The sequence below is a fragment of the Isoptericola sp. NPDC057559 genome, assembly GCF_042801555.1.
GTDB lineage: Bacteria > Actinomycetota > Actinomycetes > Actinomycetales > Cellulomonadaceae > Isoptericola.
In genome coordinates, this window is sequence record NZ_JBHVFQ010000002.1 from 20942 (window position 1) to 37661 (window position 16720).

Sequence of the window (16720 nt, forward strand, 5' to 3'; positions counted from 1 at the left end):
CGCGCACCGCTCGTCACGGCGGTGCGCGCGACGGTTCTCGAACGAGAGCTCGCCGGGCTGGTCGCCGGCCGCGTCGCGACCGATGGTCGCGCCGAGGTCGTCGGGGCCGGTTCCGTCGACGCCGGGTCGCTCCGGCTGCGATGGGCACTCTCCGGCGCGGCGCTCGACGTCGACCGCGACGAGGTCGACCGCGACGAGCCGGGCACGGACCGCGCGGGGCGAGACGGTCGCGGCCCCGGTGGGCCCCGGCACGGAGGACCCCGGGACGCGGTGCCCGCCGCCGTCCGGTCGGGCGACCGACCGGACGGGCGGGGCGATGTCGGCCACGGCCCGGAGCGGCCGGCGGCGGACGACGAGGCCGTCCCGGGCTCCCGCCCGCTGCTGGCGGCGCTGGACGACCTCGCCCCCGGGCCGGAGCTGGCAGCCCTGCTGGCATCCGTCGACGCGGCGGACCTCGACGACTTCACGATCCTCGAGGTGCTGGCCGCCTGGGAGCGGGTGGCGTCGTGGGCACAGGCGGGCTCGGCGCGGGTCCTGGCGGAGATGCTGGAGCGCACGCGGGGGTCGTCGCGGCACGAGTTCGTCGCGGACGCCGTCGCGGCACGCCTGGGGACCACCCGCCACGGCGCCGCACAGCTCGTCGCGGTGGCCCACGGGACGTCCCGGCTTCCGGAGGTGGCGGACGCGCTCGCCGCCGGGGTCGTCGACCGCCGCAAGGCGGAGGCGCTGGTCGACGCCGGCCGGCTCCTGGACCACCGCCGGCGCGAGGCCGTCGCGGCCGTGCTGCCCGACGTGGAGCGCCTGACCGTGCCCCAGATCCGGGCGCGGATGCGCCGGGCGGAGGTCGCGACGGACCCGTCCGGCGCCGACGAGCGTCGCCGGGCGGCGCGGGCCGAGCGGTTCGTGCGGCTCGAGCCCGTGGACGACGCGATGGCCTACCTCACCGCGTACCTGCCCGCGGACGACGCGGCGCGGGCGTTCGCCGAGGTCGACGACGTGGCCCTGGCGATGCGCCGCGCGCCCGGCGAGACCCGGCGCCTCGCCGAGTGTCGCGCCGACGCGCTCGTCGGCCTCGTCACGGGCGCGGTCGGGGCGGGACGGGGCGGCGCCGACGAGGACGCGGGCGCAGGCTCGCGTGCTGGCGCGGCACCCGGTGCTGTGTCACGGGCGCGCGGGCGGGGCACGGTCCGCGTGTCGGTCGCGGCGTCGACGCTGCTCGGCTCGGACGACCTGCCGGCGATCCTCGCCGGCCACGGACCGATCCCGGCGTCGATGGCGCGCGCGCTCGCCGCGGACCCGGACGCCGTCTGGCAGCGGCTGTTCACCGACGCGGGGAGCGGCGTCCTCACGGACGTGTCCTCGCGGTCGTACCGGCCGAGCGAGGCGCTGCGGGCGGCGGTCGTGGCGCGGGACGTCACGTGCACCTTCCCCGGCTGCCAGGTGCCCGCCGCGTCGTCGGACCTGGACCACGTCGACCCCTACGACCCGGCGGTCGGCGGCCCGCAGACCCACGGCGCCAACCTGCACGCGCTGTGCCGCACCCATCACCGCGCCAAGACGGTCGGCGGGTGGGACGTGTCGCGGGACCCGGCCTCCGGCGCCACGACCTGGACCGCCCCGACAGGCCACCGGTTCGAGCGCGACCCGGTGCCGCAGGACCCGCGCCACGACCCCGATCACTGGTCCGATGGCCACCAGGGTCAGCATCCGGACCGGCGTCGCCGACCGCGCGGCCGGAAGGACGTCCGGACGAACGGCCGGGCGGACGGCCAGACGAACGGGCTCGGCCGGGACGGGCCGCCGCCGTACTGAGCGCCCTCGCCGGCGCGGCCCGGCGGGCTCGGCCCGCGTGTTCGGGATCTGTCCACGGGAGGTTCATCGCCCGGCCCGCCCGGCGTCGCCCCGGGCTCCTACGTTCCGGGGCATGAGCGAAGACGCGAACGAGAACCCGACCCACGGCACCGCCGAGGCTGCCGGCGCGCCGGCCGCGGCACCCACCGGCGAGACCACCCCGGCGACGGGGGGCGAGGAGGAGCGGTCCGGCCTGGGCCGCCGTACGTTCATGACCATGACGGGACTGGGTGCGGCGGGCTCGGTGGTGGCGGGATCCGTCGCGGGGGCGACGCCCGCAGCGGCCGACGGCGGGGCGCCGAAGCTGCGGTTCCGCAAGGACGGCACGTACACGATCGTGCAGTTCAACGACACCCAGGACGACGAGAAGATCGACCGCCGCACGCTGGAGCTGATGCGCGCGGTGCTCGACGACGAGCGGCCCGACCTCGTCGTCCTCAACGGCGACAACATCACGGGCGGCTGCGACACCCCGCTCGAGATGCGCCAGGCGATGAACAACGTGGTCCAGCCGATGGAGGAGCGCCAGGTCCCCTGGGCGGTCACGTTCGGCAACCACGACGAGGACTCGACGCCCACCAGCGGGGTGGACGAGACGCAGATGCTCGCGTTCTACCGCTCGTACCGCTACAACGTGAACGGCCCGACGGCGAAGGGCGTGACCGGGCAGGGCAACTCGCACCTGCTGATCGACGGCACGAACGGGAAGCCGGCGTTCAACGTGTGGCTGCTCGACTCGGGCCGGTACGCGCCGAGCACGATCGCGGGCCAGAACCTCACCGGCTACCCGACGTGGGACTGGGTCCGGATGGACCAGGTGGACTGGTACTTCCGCACCTCGGTCGAGCTGGAGAAGCGACACCGCCGCGCGATCCCGTCGCTGATGTTCATCCACATCCCCCTGTGGGAGTACCGGTTCATGTGGTTCGGCTCGGTGGACGGCCGGACGGCCGCGGACCACGAGCGCGGCGCCGCCCGCCACCAGATCGTGGGCGAGCGCAACGAGGAGGAGTGCCCCGGCCCGTTCAACTCGGGGCTGTTCTCCGCGATCCGGCACCGCGGCGACGTGCGGGGCGTGTTCTGCGGGCACGACCACGTGAACACGTACTCGGGCAACTATTACGGCGTGCTGCTCGGCTACTCCGGCAACACGGGCTTCGGCACCTACGGTCTGAGCGGCGCGGAGCGCAACCGCCTGCGCGGCGCGCGCGTGTACCGCCTGGACGAGTCGGTCGACGGCGTGCTCGTGGACACGACGATGCGGTTCGCGTCGGAGTTCGGGATCGACCTCACGGCCGACGACCAGTGGATGGAGCCGCTGCCGCTGCCCCGCGGCAAGTGACGCAGGCGCCGCCGAGGGTCAGCGGCGCCGGCCGCGCGTCGGCTCGGACGGGGGCCACTCGCCGTCGTCCGAGCCGTCGTCGGCGGAGTGCAGCAGCTCCTGGAGCTGCACCTGCACGCGGTCGACGCGCGGCACGTCGCGCAGCACCATCCCGGCCTTCTCGGTGGCGTCGGAGACCTGCAGGGTGCCGCAGCCGAGCATCCGGTCCAGGAGGTCCTTCTCGAGCGCGATGTCGTTGATCCGGTAGAGCGGGATGTCGCGGCCCACGCGGGTGACGATGCCGGAGCGCATCGCGATCCGCTTGGTCGTGACGGTCCACGACGTGGTGCGCCACCTCAGCCACGGCACCAGCACCCACACGACGGCGACGACGGCCAGCAGGCCGAGCACGACCCACCGGGCGACGTCGGGCATCGCGACGGTGAACGAGAACGCGGCGCCCACCAGCAGCACCAGCAGGAGCAGGAACGGCCAGACGACGGCCTTCGCGTGCTCGTGCAGCTCCATGACGACGTGCTCGCCGTCGATGAGGTCGTCCTCGTTCAGCGCCATGGCGCACATGCTGCCAGAACGCACCCCGCCCTCGGGCGGGCCGGGCGCCGTTCAGACGTGCGGCGGCAGGTTCCAGCCCTCGATGGTCCGCAGGTCGTGCCCGTAGCCGAGCTGGCAGATCGCTGCGGTGCCGAGCTCCAGGCGGGACCCGAACCGCGGGTCGATGCCGAGCCATGCCGTCGCCAGCACGCGCAGCAGGTGGCCGTGCGCCACGGCCAGCACGTTGCCGCCGTCCTGCAGGGTGGCGTCCGCGCGCTCGACGAAGCGCCGGGCGCGCGCGGCGACGTCCTCCAGCAGCTCCCCGGGGCGCCCGTCGCCGTGCTCCGGGTCGGGGGGCAGCACGCGCACGCCGTCGTCGAAGATCTGGAAGTCGTGCCCGAGGAGGGCGGTGACGTCGGCGCTCGACCGCCCGTCGACGGGCCCGTAGTCCCACTCGGCGAGGTCGGGGTCGACGACGGCGTCCGGGTGGCCGGCGATCGCGGCGGTGCGGCGGGCGCGCTCGAGCGGCGACGCGAACACGGCGGCGAACGGGACGCCGGCCAGCGCGCGACCGGCGGTGCGGGCCTGCTCCTCGCCGGCCGGCGTGAGGGGGATGTCGGTGCGGCCGGTGTGCTGGCCGCTGACGCTCCACTCCGTCTCGCCGTGGCGCAGCAGCACCAGCTGGGGGTCCTTGCTCGGCACGAGAGGCATGTCCCGAGCATCGCGCAGCGGCCGTCGGGCGGCACGCCGGGGCGCGACCACCACGTCCATGCAGGTCACAGTCGGATCACAGTTCGTCCGCAGCGTGTCGCGCCGGGGTCGGCGCTGCCACAGTGAGCGCGCGCCCGCCGCCGGTGCGGGCATCACGGAGGTCACGGAGGTCCCATGAGACTCGGCGGCGTGGCTCGACGCGCGACCGCGGCCCTGCTCGGCGCAGGGCTGATCCTCACGACGGCGACGGTGTCCGCCGCCCCGGGCAGCACCACGACGGGCTCGACCGCGACCCGGACGCGCGACGTGTCGGTCACAGCACGCGGGACCGTGCCGGCCCAGGTGCTGTTGCAGCCCTCCGGCACGGCCGTGCGGGTCGACGTGACCTTCTCGACGACGGGGAGGGCGCTGACCGTCGAGGACGGCGCGTCGGTCAGCGTCGGGTCCCGGACGGACCTGATGGGCTGGGCGGGGGAAGATCTCGAGCACGTTCGCGGCACGACGTACCGGGCGACGGTGCACCTGCCGGGGACCGCCGAGGCGCGGGGATCCCTGGCGGTCTACCTCAGCGCGACCGCGCGGGCCACGTTCGGCCCGGGCGTCGAGGCCTACGACGAGGTCGTCTTCGACGGGGCCAGGATCGCGGAGCTCCAGGTGCGGCGGCCGTCGAAGGTCACGTTGGGCGCGTACCACGTCGTGGACGGGGGGACCGTGCTCTACGGCGACGCGGGCGAGCGTGTCGGGACGTTCTCCGGCGGCTCGGCGCTGCGGACGGCACCGGGCGCCAAGGTCCGGCTGTCCTTCGACCCCGCGGGCGACGCGCGCAAGCGGTACGTGACCACCGTGACGGTCGGGGCGCGCGACACGTTCTGGGCGGAGCTGCCGCAGAAGAGGACGGGGACCTGGACGGCGGAGCTCCTGGCGACATCCGGGCACTCGGCGTCGACGGCGACGAAGAAGGTGACGATCCGATGAGCAGGAGCGCTGGGGTGCGCGGGGCCGGACGGCGGCAGGGCCGGGCCTTGCTCGGCGCGGGCCTGACGGCCCTCCTCGTCCTCTCGGGCGCGGCCGCGGGCTCCGCGACGACGGGGCGCGTCGTCGTCACCGACGGCGTCGTCGAGGTGCAGGCCGAGGTGCGGGTGGGCGACGTGGCGGCCGCCAACCAGACGGACGCCGTCGTCGACCTCACGTTCACGTCGGACGCGGGGAGCGTCGCCGCGTCCCCCGGCATCGTCCGCGTGCGCGGGCCGCAGGGTGAGGCGCAGACGCTGCGGACCGGCACCGTCGACGGGTCGCGGCAACGGGTGCGCCCGTGGTTCACCAGCGGCGACCCCGCCGGGACGTACACGGTGGACGTGCTCGACCTGGAGCTGGACGTCACCGCGGCCGACGGCACGGTGCGGCACCTCGTGATGCAGCAGGACGCCGCGGCCACGTTCGTCGTGCGGCCGGAGTCGCAGCTCACGGTCGACGTGGCCCCCCAGGTCGTGCCGAAGGGGCAGAAGGTCTACGTCCACGGGGACCTGGCCGTCGCCGGGCCGGAGCGGATGGGCTCCTGGGCCCGGTACGTGCCGGCGGCGGGGGCGACGGTGAAGCTCTACCTCGACCCGTCGGGCTCGGCGCCGCGCGTCTACCGCGGGTCCGCCACGGTGGACGAGGACGGCCACTTCGGCCGGGAGCTCACCGCCGACGTCTCGGGCACGTGGAGCGCCGAGTACGCGGGCACGACGTCGAGGGCCCTGGCCCGGGAGGCGGCGCCCATGACCGTGCGGACCCCGGCCTCGCCCGTGAGGTCCGCGATCGCGACCACGACCGTGAAGGGAGAGACCCTGCGCGCCCGGGTGATCGTGCCGCGCTCGGTCACCGTCGGTCTCACGCCGAAGACGCTCGTCGCGGACATCGCCTTCCTGTTCCCGCACCAGTCGGGGAACGCGACGTACCTCGCGGTCTGCCATCGCACGCCCAGCACGTGCGCCGGCAACGACGTGTTCGGCGACGCGCAGATCTGGGACGACAACACGGCCCGCGAGCTCCTCTACATCGACGCCTCCTACCCGGCCGGCACGTACCGGGTGGGGCTCTACTCCGGCGGCTTCCGCACCTACCAGGAGAACGAGTCCGCGAGGGTGACGTTCAAGGAGTCCAGGACCGTGACGACGTTCCAGGTCAAGCACGCCACCCGGACGGGGGCGAAGGCGTCGAGGTCGCGCGTCGCGAAGGGGGCCGGCGTGGTCCTCTCGGGACGGTTCAGCGAGGCGCGGGCGAAGTACGGCGTGGCGGGCTACTACGGCGCGAAGGGCGCGAAGCTCAGGGTCTACTTCGACCCCGCGGGCCCGGCGGGCCCCGACTACCGGAAGTCCGTGACGACCGGCGCCGGCGGCGTCTACCGCGTCACGGTCCGGCCGACGAAGGCGGGCACCTGGATCGTGAAGTACCCGGGGTCGTCCACCAGGGCGTCCTCGAAGGACTCGGTCCGCGTCACCGTCCGCTAGGCGGTGGACGACCGCGTCCAGGGGGCGTCCAGATTCGCTAGAGTGGCGCCGTCGTCACACGACCATCACATCTTCATCACCTGGCAGAACCGCCCGCTCACCGCCTCGGGAGACCGCGTGCTCGTCTTCGTCCTCATCGGCGCCGCAGGGATGCTCCTGCTGTTGGTCTCGCTCCTCGTCGGCGAGCTCGTCGACCTCGGCGACGGCATGCTCTCGGGCACGTCGCTCGGCGTGGGCGCGGTGGTCTTCGGCGCCGTGGGCACGATCGTCACCGCGAACGACCTCGCCCCCTGGGTCGCGTACGCGGCGTCCGCCGTGGTCGGACTCCTGGCCGTCCTCCTCGCGCAGGCGCTGGTGCGGCGGCTGGCGTCCAGCGACGACGGCGTCGTCGTGTCGCTCGTGGGCGCGCACGGCACGGCGACGACCGACGTGACGGCGACCTCGGGCGAGGTCTCCCTCGACGTCCCGAGCGAGCTCGAGCGCCGCCTGGCGCGCTCCGACGAGCCCATCGCGGCAGGGTCTCGCGTCGTGGTGCTGGAGCACTCCGGTTCCACCGTGCGGGTCGGGGTCCCCGGCCCGCAGGCCCGCTGACCTCTCCCTAGGACCCCGCAGCACCGACCGGAAGGAGACGCGCTCCGGCGCGCACCATGTTCGACTCGTCCGACAGCAGCTTCATCACCACGATCGCGGTGCTCGCCCTCGTGGTGGCGTTCCTCGCGGTGGGCATCTTCGTCGCCCAGCGCATCCGCCGGGTGCCGCCGAACCAGGCCCTCGTCATCGTCGGCCGCGGCGCCGGCAAGAAGGAGTCCGCCGCCCAGAGCCAGCGCGTCGTCATCGGCGGCCGCACGTTCGTCTGGCCGATCCTGCAGCAGGGCTTCGCCATCTCGCTCGAGCAGCGCCAGATCGGCATCACCGTCGAGGGCGTCGACAAGAACCGCATCAAGATCGCCATCAAGGCGTCGATCAACTTCAAGGTGCGCGGCGACGACGAGGGCGTGCGCCGGGCGGCGCAGCGCTTCCTGTCCCAGCAGGAGATGCTCACCGAGATCATCAAGGAGTCCCTCGAGGGCTCGCTGCGCTCCATCGTCGGCGACATGACGATCGAGCAGATCATCTCCGACCGCAAGGGCCTGTCCGACCGCGTCGTCGAGTCGACGAAGACGGACCTGGCGGAGCAGGGCCTGCAGGTCGACCTGCTCAACATCTCCGACATCTCGACGCCGGGGTCGGAGTACCTCGCCAACCTGGGCCGCGCGGAGGGTGCCCGCGCGCTGCAGGTCGCGGAGGTCTCCGAGGCCGAGGCGCGCCGGGTGTCCGAGTTCGCGGTCATCGAGGCGGCCGAGCAGATCGCCGAGCGGCAGAAGGCGCTCGACCTCAAGAAGGCCGCGATCAAGGCCGACACGGACCGCGCCAACGCCAACGCCGACGCCGCGGGTCAGCTCGCGCGTGCCGAGCAGGACCGGCTCGTGGCGCAGCAGGAGCGCGAGGCGCTGGCCGAGCAGGCCCGCGTGACGCAGGAGCGCCTGGACATCGAGATCCGCAAGCCCGCCGAGGCCAAGGCGTACGCCGAGGTCCAGGAGGCCACGGCCCGCCGCGACGCCGCGAACGCGGCCACCGAGGCGGACGCGTTCAAGCGGACCACGATCGCGGAGGCGAACAAGACGGCCGCGATCCAGGACGCCGAGGCGTCGGCCGCCGCCGTGCGCCGTGCCGGCGAGGCCGAGCGTGACCGGCAGATCGCGCTGGCCGCCGGCATCAAGGCCGAGGGCGAGGCCAAGGCGTTCGCGGTCGAGGCCGAGGGCCGCGCCGAGGCCGTCGCGACCGACGCCAAGGCCGAGGCGCTCAAGAAGTACGGCGAGGCCGCCCTCGTGCAGGAGCTCATCGAGCGCCTGCCCGAGATCGTCCGCGCCGCGGCGGAGCCGATCGGCTCCATCGAGGGCATGACCGTGATCTCGACGGACGGCGCGTCCGCGGTGACCAAGACGGTCGCCTCCGTGCTGGGGGAGGGCCAGGGCGTGGTCAAGCAGCTCACCGGCGTGGACATCCACCAGCTCATCGCGGGCATCGCGGGCGGCCAGCTGCCGACCAGGACCGACGAGACGGCGCCGCTCAACTGACGCCTCTGCGACGCACGACACGCCCCGCCCCGGGAATCCCCTCCCGAGGCGGGGCGTTCGTGCGTACGTGACTACTGCTCTCAAGATCGACGTCTGGTCGGACGTCGCGTGCCCCTGGTGCTACATCGGCAAGCGCCGCTTCGAGTCCGCGCTGCAGCGGATGGCGGAGCGCGACGGCGCCGCCCCCGAGGTGGAGGTCGAGTACCACTCGTTCGAGCTCTCGCCCGACACGCCCGTCGACTTCGACGGCACGGCGACGGAGTTCCTCGCCGACCACAAGGGGATCCCGCTCGAGACCGCCCAGCAGATGCAGGACCAGGTGACCGCGCTCGCGGCGGCCGAGGGCCTCACCTACCGGATGGACCAGGTGCGGCACACCAAGACCCTCAAGGCCCACGAGCTGCTGCACCTCGCGAAGGCGTTCGGCAAGCAGGAGGAGATGAAGGAGCGCCTGCTGCGCGCGTACTTCACCGAGGGCGAGCACGTCGGCCACGTCGAGGACCTCGCGGACCTCGCCGCGGAGGTCGGGCTGGAGCGCGACGCCGTCGTCGTCGCGCTGAACGCCGGCACCTACGCGGAGGCCGTCGCCGACGACATCGCCCGCGCCCGCGCGTTCGGCATCAACGGCGTCCCCTTCTTCGTGCTCGGGGGCCGCTACGGCGTCTCCGGGGCGCAGGACCCGGACACCTTCGTCCAGGTGCTCGACCAGGTCCTCGCCGAGGCCTGACCCGCACGAGCGAGGCGCAACTCACACCGCTCGCCCTGGCCGTGAGACGCCGTATCACCGAGAATCGAGGCCAGTCCCGCACCGTCGCGGGCGCGCCGCGGTCTCGGGCCGACCACGCCCGGGCGCACCGCGGCCGTGGGTCCGTTGGAGGAGAAACATGAACGACGCCACCGAGAGCTCGTACCGCTCGATCGCCAACCCGCGCCGCACCACGCTGATGACCGTCAGCGCGGCCGAGGCGGCCGCCCCCCACCACGGCGGCGACGAACGCCCGCTGCAGCTGCTGGGCGACGACGGCGCGGTGTGCGTGGACGGCGTCTGCAGCCTGCCCGACTGATCGGCACCCGCTGACCGCACGACCCGCGCGCCGGGCCCTCGGGGTCAGAACGAGCGGTAGTCGGCGATCGACAGCCGCGGGCCCCGGCGCGGGGCCTGCGGCCGGCGCTCGAGGAACAGCAGCCGCACCACGCGGTGCCGGTGCGGGGCGTAGGGCGCGAGGAGGCGCAGCATCCCCTCGTCGTCGGTCCGCTCTCCGGTGAGAGCCCAGCCGACGGCGCCCGCGAGGTGGAAGTCCCCCACGGAGACGGCGTCGGCGTCACCGAAGGCGCGCTGCGCCACCTCCGCCGAGGTCCACCGGCCGACGCCCGGCACCTTCTCGAGCCGGGCGCGCGCCTCGTCGCCCGGCAGCCCGCCGGCGTCCTCGAGCCGTGCCGCCACCTGCGCGCACCGCACGGCCGTCGCCGCACGACGCGGGTCGACCCCGGCGCGGTGCCAGTCCCACGTCGGGACGGCGGCCCACCCCCGCGCGGACGGCACCACCCGCATCCCGTCCGGCGCGGGCCCGGGGGCGGGGGAGCCGTGCCGGGTCACCAGCCACCGCCACGCGCGGTGCGCCGTCACGACCTGCACCTTCTGCTCAAGGACGGCGGGCACCAGCGCCTCCAGCACCCGCCCGCTGCGGCACATCCGCAGGCCGGGCGTGCGCCGCGCGGCGTCGCGCGCCTGCGGGGGCGGAGTGAACGCGGAGTCGTCGTCGTCCTCGCCGAGCAGCCGGGGGACCTCGTCGGCGGCCTCCCGCGCGCCGGGCCCCCAGTGCTGCACGACGACGCCGCGGTCGCCGGTCGGGACGAAGCGCTGGGTGACCGGCCCCGTGCGCATCAGCGTGGTGCGCCACAGCGCGCCGTCGGGGGAGCGGCGGGACGTGGGGTCGCCGGCACCGTGCCGCAGGGGGGCGAGCGTCAGCCCGAGGTCGAGCGGCCGACCGGAGACGTGCTCGACCGTGACGTCGGCGGCGGCCGGGCGGGCCCCCGCCGGCGTCCCGGTCGAGGTGGTGCTAGTCAAAGAGGGTTCCGAGCTCCCAGCCGGTGTCGCTGCGGGCGCCGACGGGCTCGGCGTCCCGCGCCGGTCGTGCCGTGGGGCGCCCCGGCGTCTCGCGCTTCTCGTCGGCCATGACGAGCAGCTCGTCCACGCTGCCGCGACCCGCTGCCCAGTCCTGCGCCGCGAGCCCGGCGAGCTGGTCGGCCCGCTCGTTGAACGGGTTGCCGACGTGCCCGCGCACCCACCGGAACCGGACCGGTCCCTCGCGGCCGGTGATCGCGTCGTCGATCGTCCGGATCAGGTCCAGGTTCTTCACGGGGCCACCGGACGCGGTGCGCCAGCCCTTGCGCTTCCACCCGTGGATCCACTCGGACGCGCACCGGATCGCGTACTGCGAGTCCGACTCGATGAGGAGCGGCTCTGCCCCTGGATGCGCCTCGATCGCGCGGAGCAGCGCGGTGAGCTCCGCGACCTGGTTGGTCCCGGACGCGGCGCCGCCGGAGTCGAAGCGGCCACCCTCGTGGGCGATCCACGCCCAGCCGATCGCGCCCCCGGGATTGCGGAGGCACGAGCCGTCAGTGCTGACAATGATCACGCCGGAGTCCCCCAGTGTCCGAGCCCCTGGTGTCGAGCTCGTGGTCGCCCCTCGCGGCCGACCACGGGCTGCGCCCGGCCGACCCCGGACGCCGCCCCTATTGTGCCCCGAGCCGGTGACACTCGGGTGCGCGTCCACACCCCGGCGAGCCCGCACCGGCTGCGGACGTCCGAAAACTCCGGCACGCGGCCCCGGAAGCGGGCGCGGCACCGCCCGGAACCCACGGGCGCCGTCCGGCGGACATCATGACGGCATGACCGACGGCTCCGCCATGCCCGAGAACGACATGCCCGAGAACGACCTGCCCGCGCCCGACCACGCCGCCCGCCGCCCCGCGGACATCCGGCGCTGGCGCCGCTACCTCGCCGACGAGCGGGCCGAGGCGGCCACCTACCGGGACCTCGCCAGCCGCCGCTCCGGTGAGGAGCGCGCCGTCCTGCTCGCGCTCGCCGACGCCGAGAAGCGGCACGAGCAGCACTGGCTCGACCTGCTGGGCGACGACGCCGGGAGGCCGCTGCGCGGCGACCTGCGCACCCGCATGCTCGGCGTCCTCGCGCGCCGGTTCGGCGGCGTCTTCGTGCTCGCTCTCGCGCAGCGGGCCGAGGCGCGCTCGACCTACGGCAGCGAGGAGTTCGCCACCGCCACGATGGCGGCCGACGAGCAGATCCACGAGGAGGTCGTGCGGGCGCTCGCGACCCGGGGCCGCAACCGGATGTCCGGCACGTTCCGCGCCGCCGTCTTCGGCGCCAACGACGGGCTCGTCTCCAACCTCGCCCTCGTGCTCGGCATCGGCGCGTCGGGCGTCTCGTCGCAGACCGTGCTCCTCACGGGCATCGCCGGCCTCCTCGCCGGCGCGCTGTCCATGGGCGCCGGCGAGTTCGTGTCGGTGCGCTCGCAGCGCGAGCTGCTCGAGGCGTCCACCCCGGACCCGAAGAGCGCCACCGCGCTGCCGCACCTCGACGTCGACGCCAACGAGCTCGCCCTCGTCTACCGCGCGCGCGGCATGGCGATGGACGAGGCGCAGGGGCGCGCCGACCGGGTGCTCGCCGGGCTGGCCGCGACCGGGACCCTGGCGCCCGAGGTGCTGCACGACGAGAACGCCGAGGCCGCCACCGACGCGGACGACGACCTCGAGACCCACGGCACCGCATGGGGCGCCGCGATCTCCAGCTTCTGTTTCTTCGCCTCCGGCGCGCTGATCCCCGTGCTGCCGTACCTGCTCGGCCTCACCGGCGGCCAGGCGATCTTCGTCGCGTCCGCCCTCGTCGGGGTGTCGCTGCTGATCACGGGTGCGATCACCGGCCTGCTCTCCGGCACGTCGCCGTGGTCGCGTGCGCTGCGCCAGCTCGCCATCGGCTTCGGCGCGGCCGCCGTCACCTACGTGCTCGGCCTGCTGTTCGGCACCACCGTCGGCTGACCCGTGCGGGAGCCCGCGGGTGAATTCCCGGGTGCTCTTGTTGCGTGACCGTTGCTCGGGCGTCACAGTGTGACGGGAGTCACGGGCTCGTGCTCGTGACCTCGCGTGGCATCGAAGGGGGCCGAGTGGCACGCAGCGTGGACCGAGCGCCGGCGACAGCACGCCGTCGGTGGTTCGCGCGCGCCGCAGCCGCCGCAGCCGGCCTGCTCGGCGCCGCCGCGCTCGGCGTCGCGGTCGCGGGCACGGCCTCCGCCGACGACGGCGGCCGGGACGAGGGCGCGCTGGCGTCGGTCGTCCGCTCCGTCGTCGGGCACGACCAGGACGCCGCGAAGGCACCCGCCGCTCAGCAGGAGCCGGCGAAGCCCGCCGACAAGGGCGAGGCTCCCCGGGCGCACCCGCTGCGCGACACGGTCGAGAAGGTCGTCGCGCCCGTGCGGGACACCGTCGAACCCGTGCGGAAGGCGGTGCACGACGACGTCGTCGCCCCGGTGGAGAAGGCCGTCGAGCGCGCCACCGGCACGACGCCGAAGCCCGCGGAGTCCGCGAAGCCCTCGAAGCCTGCCGAGTCCGCGAAGCCGGTGGAGTCAGCGAAGCCCGCCGAGTCAGCGAAGCCCGCCGAGTCAGCGAAGCCCGCGGAGTCTGCGAAGCCCGCCGTGCCTGCCGAGCCCGCCGACGCAGAGAAGACCGCCGACCCCGCAAAGCCCGTTCAGCCTGCCGAGCGCGCGAAGGCGCCCGGGGCGGACGTGATCGAGCGAGCCGTGGAGCCGCTGGGCGCGGTGACTGCTCCGGTCGGAAAGATCGTCGAGGGCGTCGTCACGCCGCTGGCGCCCGTCGTCGACCCGGTGGCGCACATCGTCGAGGACGTCACCACCCCCGTCGGCGAGACGCTCGAGCCCGTGACGGGCACGGTCGCGGACGTCCTGTCCCCGGTGACGAAGGCCGCGTCGCCCGTGCTCGAGCCGGTCGGCCGGGTGGTGCACGAGGTGACCACGCCGCTCGCCCCCGTGACGGACGGGGTGGGCGCGGTGGTGGCGCCGGTCGTGCGGACGCTGGACCCGGTGCTCGACCCCGTCGTCGGGCTCGTGGAGCCCGTGACCGGGTCGCTGAAGCCGGTGCTCAACCCCGTCCTGGACGCCACCGCGCCGGTCGTCGACGCGCTGGCTCCCGTCGTCGAGCCGGCGGGCGGGGTGCTCGAGCCGGTCGTCGACCCGGTCGCCGAGGTCACGGCTCCCGCCGTCGAGCAGGTGCTCGACCCCGTGATCGCCCCGGTGCTCGGGCAGGACGCGTCGGCCGCCCCCGTGGCGTCGGCGGCGCCCGCCGAGGCCACGCCCGCGCCGCGGCACGCGCAGACCACGGCCGCCGCCACCGTCTCGTCGGCGGGCGCCGCGGACGTCGCGGCGACGACGGCGGCACCGCTCCTCCCGGCCCTGGCCGAGGTCGCCGACGCGGCCGCCGCCACCTCCCGGGCCACGACCCCCACGAACCCCGAGCCCGCCCCGGCGGCGCCCTCGGCGCCCGCCGTCGTCTCCGCGGGCGCGGGCTCCCTCTCGACCTCCCGCGGGTCGTCCGGCGGCGACGCCGCCGCCGACCTCGTGGGCCGCGCGCTCGTGACCGGGCGCGCCTGGACGGCCCCGACGGCCGACCAGCTCGACCGCCTCCCGGCGGTCTCTCTCGACATCCCCGTCTCTCCTGCCTGACGTGGCCGCGTCGCGCCCTGGTGCGCGACCGCGACCGCGGGCGGCGTCTGCCACCCGCGCACCACGTCAGTCAGGAGCGGATCATGCACACGTATGTCCGGCGAGCGGTGAGAACCGCGCTCGTCGCGGGCGGCCTCGTGGTCGCCGGGGCCGGGATGGCCCACGCTGCGGACGGTGACGTCGTCGACGTCACCGTCGGGGAGAGCTCCTCGGTCGACCTCCATCTCAGCGAGGTCTCCGAGGAGACGAACGACGCGTCGCTCGAGGCGCCGGTCGACCTGCCGAAGGTCGACACGGACGCTGTCGAGGACGTCGTCGACGCCGTCGCCGGCGAGGACGGCACGGTCGACGACGTCGTGGGCCCGGACGAGCAGTCCGCGACCACGACGGACGACCTCGTGGACGCCGTCGCCGAGGACGTCCACCAGACCGCGGACGACGTGCAGTCCGGCGACGTCAAGGGCGTCGTCGACGACGTCGCGGGCAAGGGTGGTGTCGTCGACGACGCGATCGAGGACACGCCGGCCGCGTCGGGCGACGCAGGCTCGGGCGGCGACAAGGGCGCCCCGGCCACGACCCCCGACAAGGACGGTGCGACGTCCGGCGGTGGCGCGTCCGACGACACGGCGACAGGCGGCGCGAAGACGTCCGCCGGTGACGTCGGAAAGGCCGTGGACAAGGTCGTGGACGGTGCCTCGGACGAGGTGTCGGACGTGGCCGGTGCCGCCGACGACGCCTTGGGGACCGGCTCGGCGGTGCGCGACACCGTCGACGGGATCACGGGCGACGGCGGGGTCGTGGACGACGTCCTCGGCGCCGACGAGCCCGAGACGGGCCTCTCCGACCAGGTCGCCGAGCACGTGGCCGGCGACGTCGACCAGGCTGCGGGACACCTCGCCGCCGGGGACGTCGACGGCGTGGTGGACGACGTGACCGCCGAGGGCGGGGTCGTCGACGACGCGCTGGAGGACCAGGGCGTCGACGCAGCGCTCGACCAGGTCGGCGAGACCGTCGACACGGCGACCGGCGCGGTGGACGGGGCCCTCGGCACCGGCACCGCCGTGCAGGACGGCGTCGGCGGGGTCGTCGACGACGTCGTGGGTGACGTGACCGGCGACGGCGGGGTCGTGGACGACGTCCTCGGCGCCGACGGGCCGGAGGACGGCGTCACCGACGAGCTCGTGGAGCACGTGCGCGAGGACGTCGACACCACGCTCGACGGCGTGACCGCCCGCGACCTGGACGGCGTCATCGACTCCGTCGTCGCCGACGACGGCCTCGTCGACGACGCGCTCGAGGGCGACACCGCGGCCGGCCTGCCCGGTGGTCTCGGTGGCCTCGGCGACCTGGGGTCGCTGCCCGGAGCCGGTGGTCTCGGTGACCTGACGGACGTCGTGGGCGGTCTGCCCGAGGTGCCGGGGCTGCCCGGTGCCGGTGGTGGCGGCCTGCCCGGTGCCGGTCTCGGTGGTCTCGGCGACCTGGGCGGCATCGGGGCGACGGTGGACGGCACGGTGGACGACGCGCTGGGCGCGGTCTCCGACGTGGCCGGGTCCGCCGACGCCGCGCTCGGCACGGGGCCGGTCCTGCAGGGGACCGTCGACGGCCTCGTCGGCGATGACGGCGTGGTCGACGACGTCGTCGGCGCCGACGAGCCCGAGAACGGCGTGACCGACGAGGTCGTGGAGCACCTCCTCGACGACGTCGACGCCACGCTCGGCGAGGTCGCCGCGGGCGACCTGGACGGCGTCGTCGACTCGGTCGTCGCCGACGACGGGGTTCTCGACGACGCGCTGGAGGACGGCGCGACGGACAACATCGTCGGTGACCTCGGTGACCTCGGTGACCTCGGTGACCTCGGTGACCTCGGTGACCTCGGTGACCTCGGTGACCTCGGTGACCTCGGTGACCTCGGTGACCTCGGTG

General features: G+C 74.9%; 14 protein-coding genes and 1 pseudogene. 11 read left to right on the forward strand and 4 right to left on the reverse strand.

Translation table 11 applies throughout. The annotated features are described in order from the left end of the window. On the forward strand, positions 1–1812 hold a 1812-nt coding region (locus ACFU5J_RS03055), incomplete at its 5' end, for a DUF222 domain-containing protein (protein ID WP_430577781.1). Between the two features lie 112 nt (positions 1813–1924). Next, a complete protein-coding gene (locus tag ACFU5J_RS03060; protein WP_430577782.1) occupies positions 1925–3193 on the forward strand; it encodes a metallophosphoesterase family protein in 1269 nt (422 codons plus the stop codon). Positions 3194–3211: 18 nt separating this feature from the next. Here ACFU5J_RS03060 and ACFU5J_RS03065 read toward each other — a convergent pair whose 3' ends face one another. Then, positions 3212–3745, reverse strand: coding sequence for a PH domain-containing protein (locus ACFU5J_RS03065; RefSeq protein WP_430573928.1), 534 nt, complete (start codon positions 3743–3745; stop codon positions 3212–3214). 51 nt (positions 3746–3796) lie between these two features. After that, positions 3797–4435, reverse strand: coding sequence for a histidine phosphatase family protein (locus ACFU5J_RS03070; RefSeq protein ID WP_430573929.1), 639 nt, complete (start codon positions 4433–4435; stop codon positions 3797–3799). A gap of 189 nt (positions 4436–4624) precedes the next feature. On the opposite strand from ACFU5J_RS03070, the gene ACFU5J_RS03075 reads away from it, so the two are divergent. The 6 genes from ACFU5J_RS03075 (at position 4625) to ACFU5J_RS03100 (ending at position 10108) form a co-directional block, all read left to right on the forward strand. Beyond that, positions 4625–5410, forward strand: a complete 786-nt coding sequence (locus tag ACFU5J_RS03075) for a hypothetical protein (RefSeq protein WP_430577783.1) — start codon at positions 4625–4627, stop codon at positions 5408–5410. Beyond that, positions 5407–6927, forward strand: coding sequence for a hypothetical protein (locus ACFU5J_RS03080; protein ID WP_430577784.1), 1521 nt, complete (start codon positions 5407–5409; stop codon positions 6925–6927). Before ACFU5J_RS03075 ends, ACFU5J_RS03080 begins: the two co-directional genes overlap by 4 nt. 42 nt (positions 6928–6969) lie before the next feature. After that, positions 6970–7518, forward strand: a complete 549-nt coding sequence (locus tag ACFU5J_RS03085) for an NfeD family protein (RefSeq protein WP_430577785.1) — start codon at positions 6970–6972, stop codon at positions 7516–7518. 56 nt (positions 7519–7574) lie between these two features. After that, positions 7575–9044 (forward strand): flotillin family protein, encoded by a 1470-nt coding sequence (locus ACFU5J_RS03090; RefSeq protein WP_430577786.1) that lies wholly within the window; start codon positions 7575–7577, stop codon positions 9042–9044. Between the two features lie 67 nt (positions 9045–9111). Next, positions 9112–9771 (forward strand): DsbA family protein, encoded by a 660-nt coding sequence (locus tag ACFU5J_RS03095; RefSeq protein ID WP_430573934.1) that lies wholly within the window; start codon positions 9112–9114, stop codon positions 9769–9771. Positions 9772–9928: 157 nt separating this feature from the next. After that, entirely contained in the window at positions 9929–10108 is a 180-nt protein-coding gene (locus tag ACFU5J_RS03100; RefSeq protein ID WP_430573935.1) for a hypothetical protein, read from the forward strand. Between the two features lie 44 nt (positions 10109–10152). Here the strand turns inward: ACFU5J_RS03100 and ACFU5J_RS03105 are convergent, their stop codons facing one another. Both ACFU5J_RS03105 and ACFU5J_RS03110 read right to left on the reverse strand, forming a co-directional pair. After that, on the reverse strand, positions 10153–11112 hold the full coding sequence (locus ACFU5J_RS03105) for a DNA-3-methyladenine glycosylase family protein (RefSeq protein WP_430577787.1): 960 nt from the start codon (positions 11110–11112) through the stop codon (positions 10153–10155). Next, the gene (locus ACFU5J_RS03110) at positions 11105–11683 is read right to left on the reverse strand and encodes a ribonuclease H (RefSeq protein ID WP_430573937.1); all 579 of its coding nucleotides are present in this window, start codon (positions 11681–11683) and stop codon (positions 11105–11107) included. The genes ACFU5J_RS03105 and ACFU5J_RS03110 overlap by 8 nt, the downstream gene beginning before the upstream one ends. Positions 11684–11969: 286 nt before the next feature. Between ACFU5J_RS03110 and ACFU5J_RS03115 the strand changes: the two genes are divergently transcribed. From ACFU5J_RS03115 to ACFU5J_RS03125, 3 genes and pseudogenes are all read left to right on the forward strand, one after another. Further along, the gene (locus tag ACFU5J_RS03115) at positions 11970–13100 is read left to right on the forward strand and encodes a VIT1/CCC1 transporter family protein (protein ID WP_430578024.1); all 1131 of its coding nucleotides are present in this window, start codon (positions 11970–11972) and stop codon (positions 13098–13100) included. 125 nt (positions 13101–13225) lie between these two features. Next, positions 13226–14797 (forward strand): hypothetical protein, encoded by a 1572-nt coding sequence (locus ACFU5J_RS03120; RefSeq protein ID WP_430577788.1) that lies wholly within the window; start codon positions 13226–13228, stop codon positions 14795–14797. A 107-nt stretch (positions 14798–14904) separates the two neighbouring features. Beyond that, positions 14905–16720, forward strand: a pseudogene (locus tag ACFU5J_RS03125) (hypothetical protein); the annotation flags it as partial.

Coding starts and splice junctions, on each gene's coding strand:
- ACFU5J_RS03060 (WP_430577782.1), top strand. CDS start 1,925: ATGAGCGAAGACGCGAACGAGAACCCGACCCACGGCACCGCCGAGGCT.
- ACFU5J_RS03065 (WP_430573928.1), bottom strand. CDS start 3,745: ATGGCGCTGAACGAGGACGACCTCATCGACGGCGAGCACGTCGTCATG.
- ACFU5J_RS03070 (WP_430573929.1), bottom strand. CDS start 4,435: ATGCCTCTCGTGCCGAGCAAGGACCCCCAGCTGGTGCTGCTGCGCCAC.
- ACFU5J_RS03080 (WP_430577784.1), top strand. CDS start 5,407: ATGAGCAGGAGCGCTGGGGTGCGCGGGGCCGGACGGCGGCAGGGCCGG.
- ACFU5J_RS03090 (WP_430577786.1), top strand. CDS start 7,575: ATGTTCGACTCGTCCGACAGCAGCTTCATCACCACGATCGCGGTGCTC.
- ACFU5J_RS03100 (WP_430573935.1), top strand. CDS start 9,929: ATGAACGACGCCACCGAGAGCTCGTACCGCTCGATCGCCAACCCGCGC.
- ACFU5J_RS03115 (WP_430578024.1), top strand. CDS start 11,970: ATGCCCGAGAACGACCTGCCCGCGCCCGACCACGCCGCCCGCCGCCCC.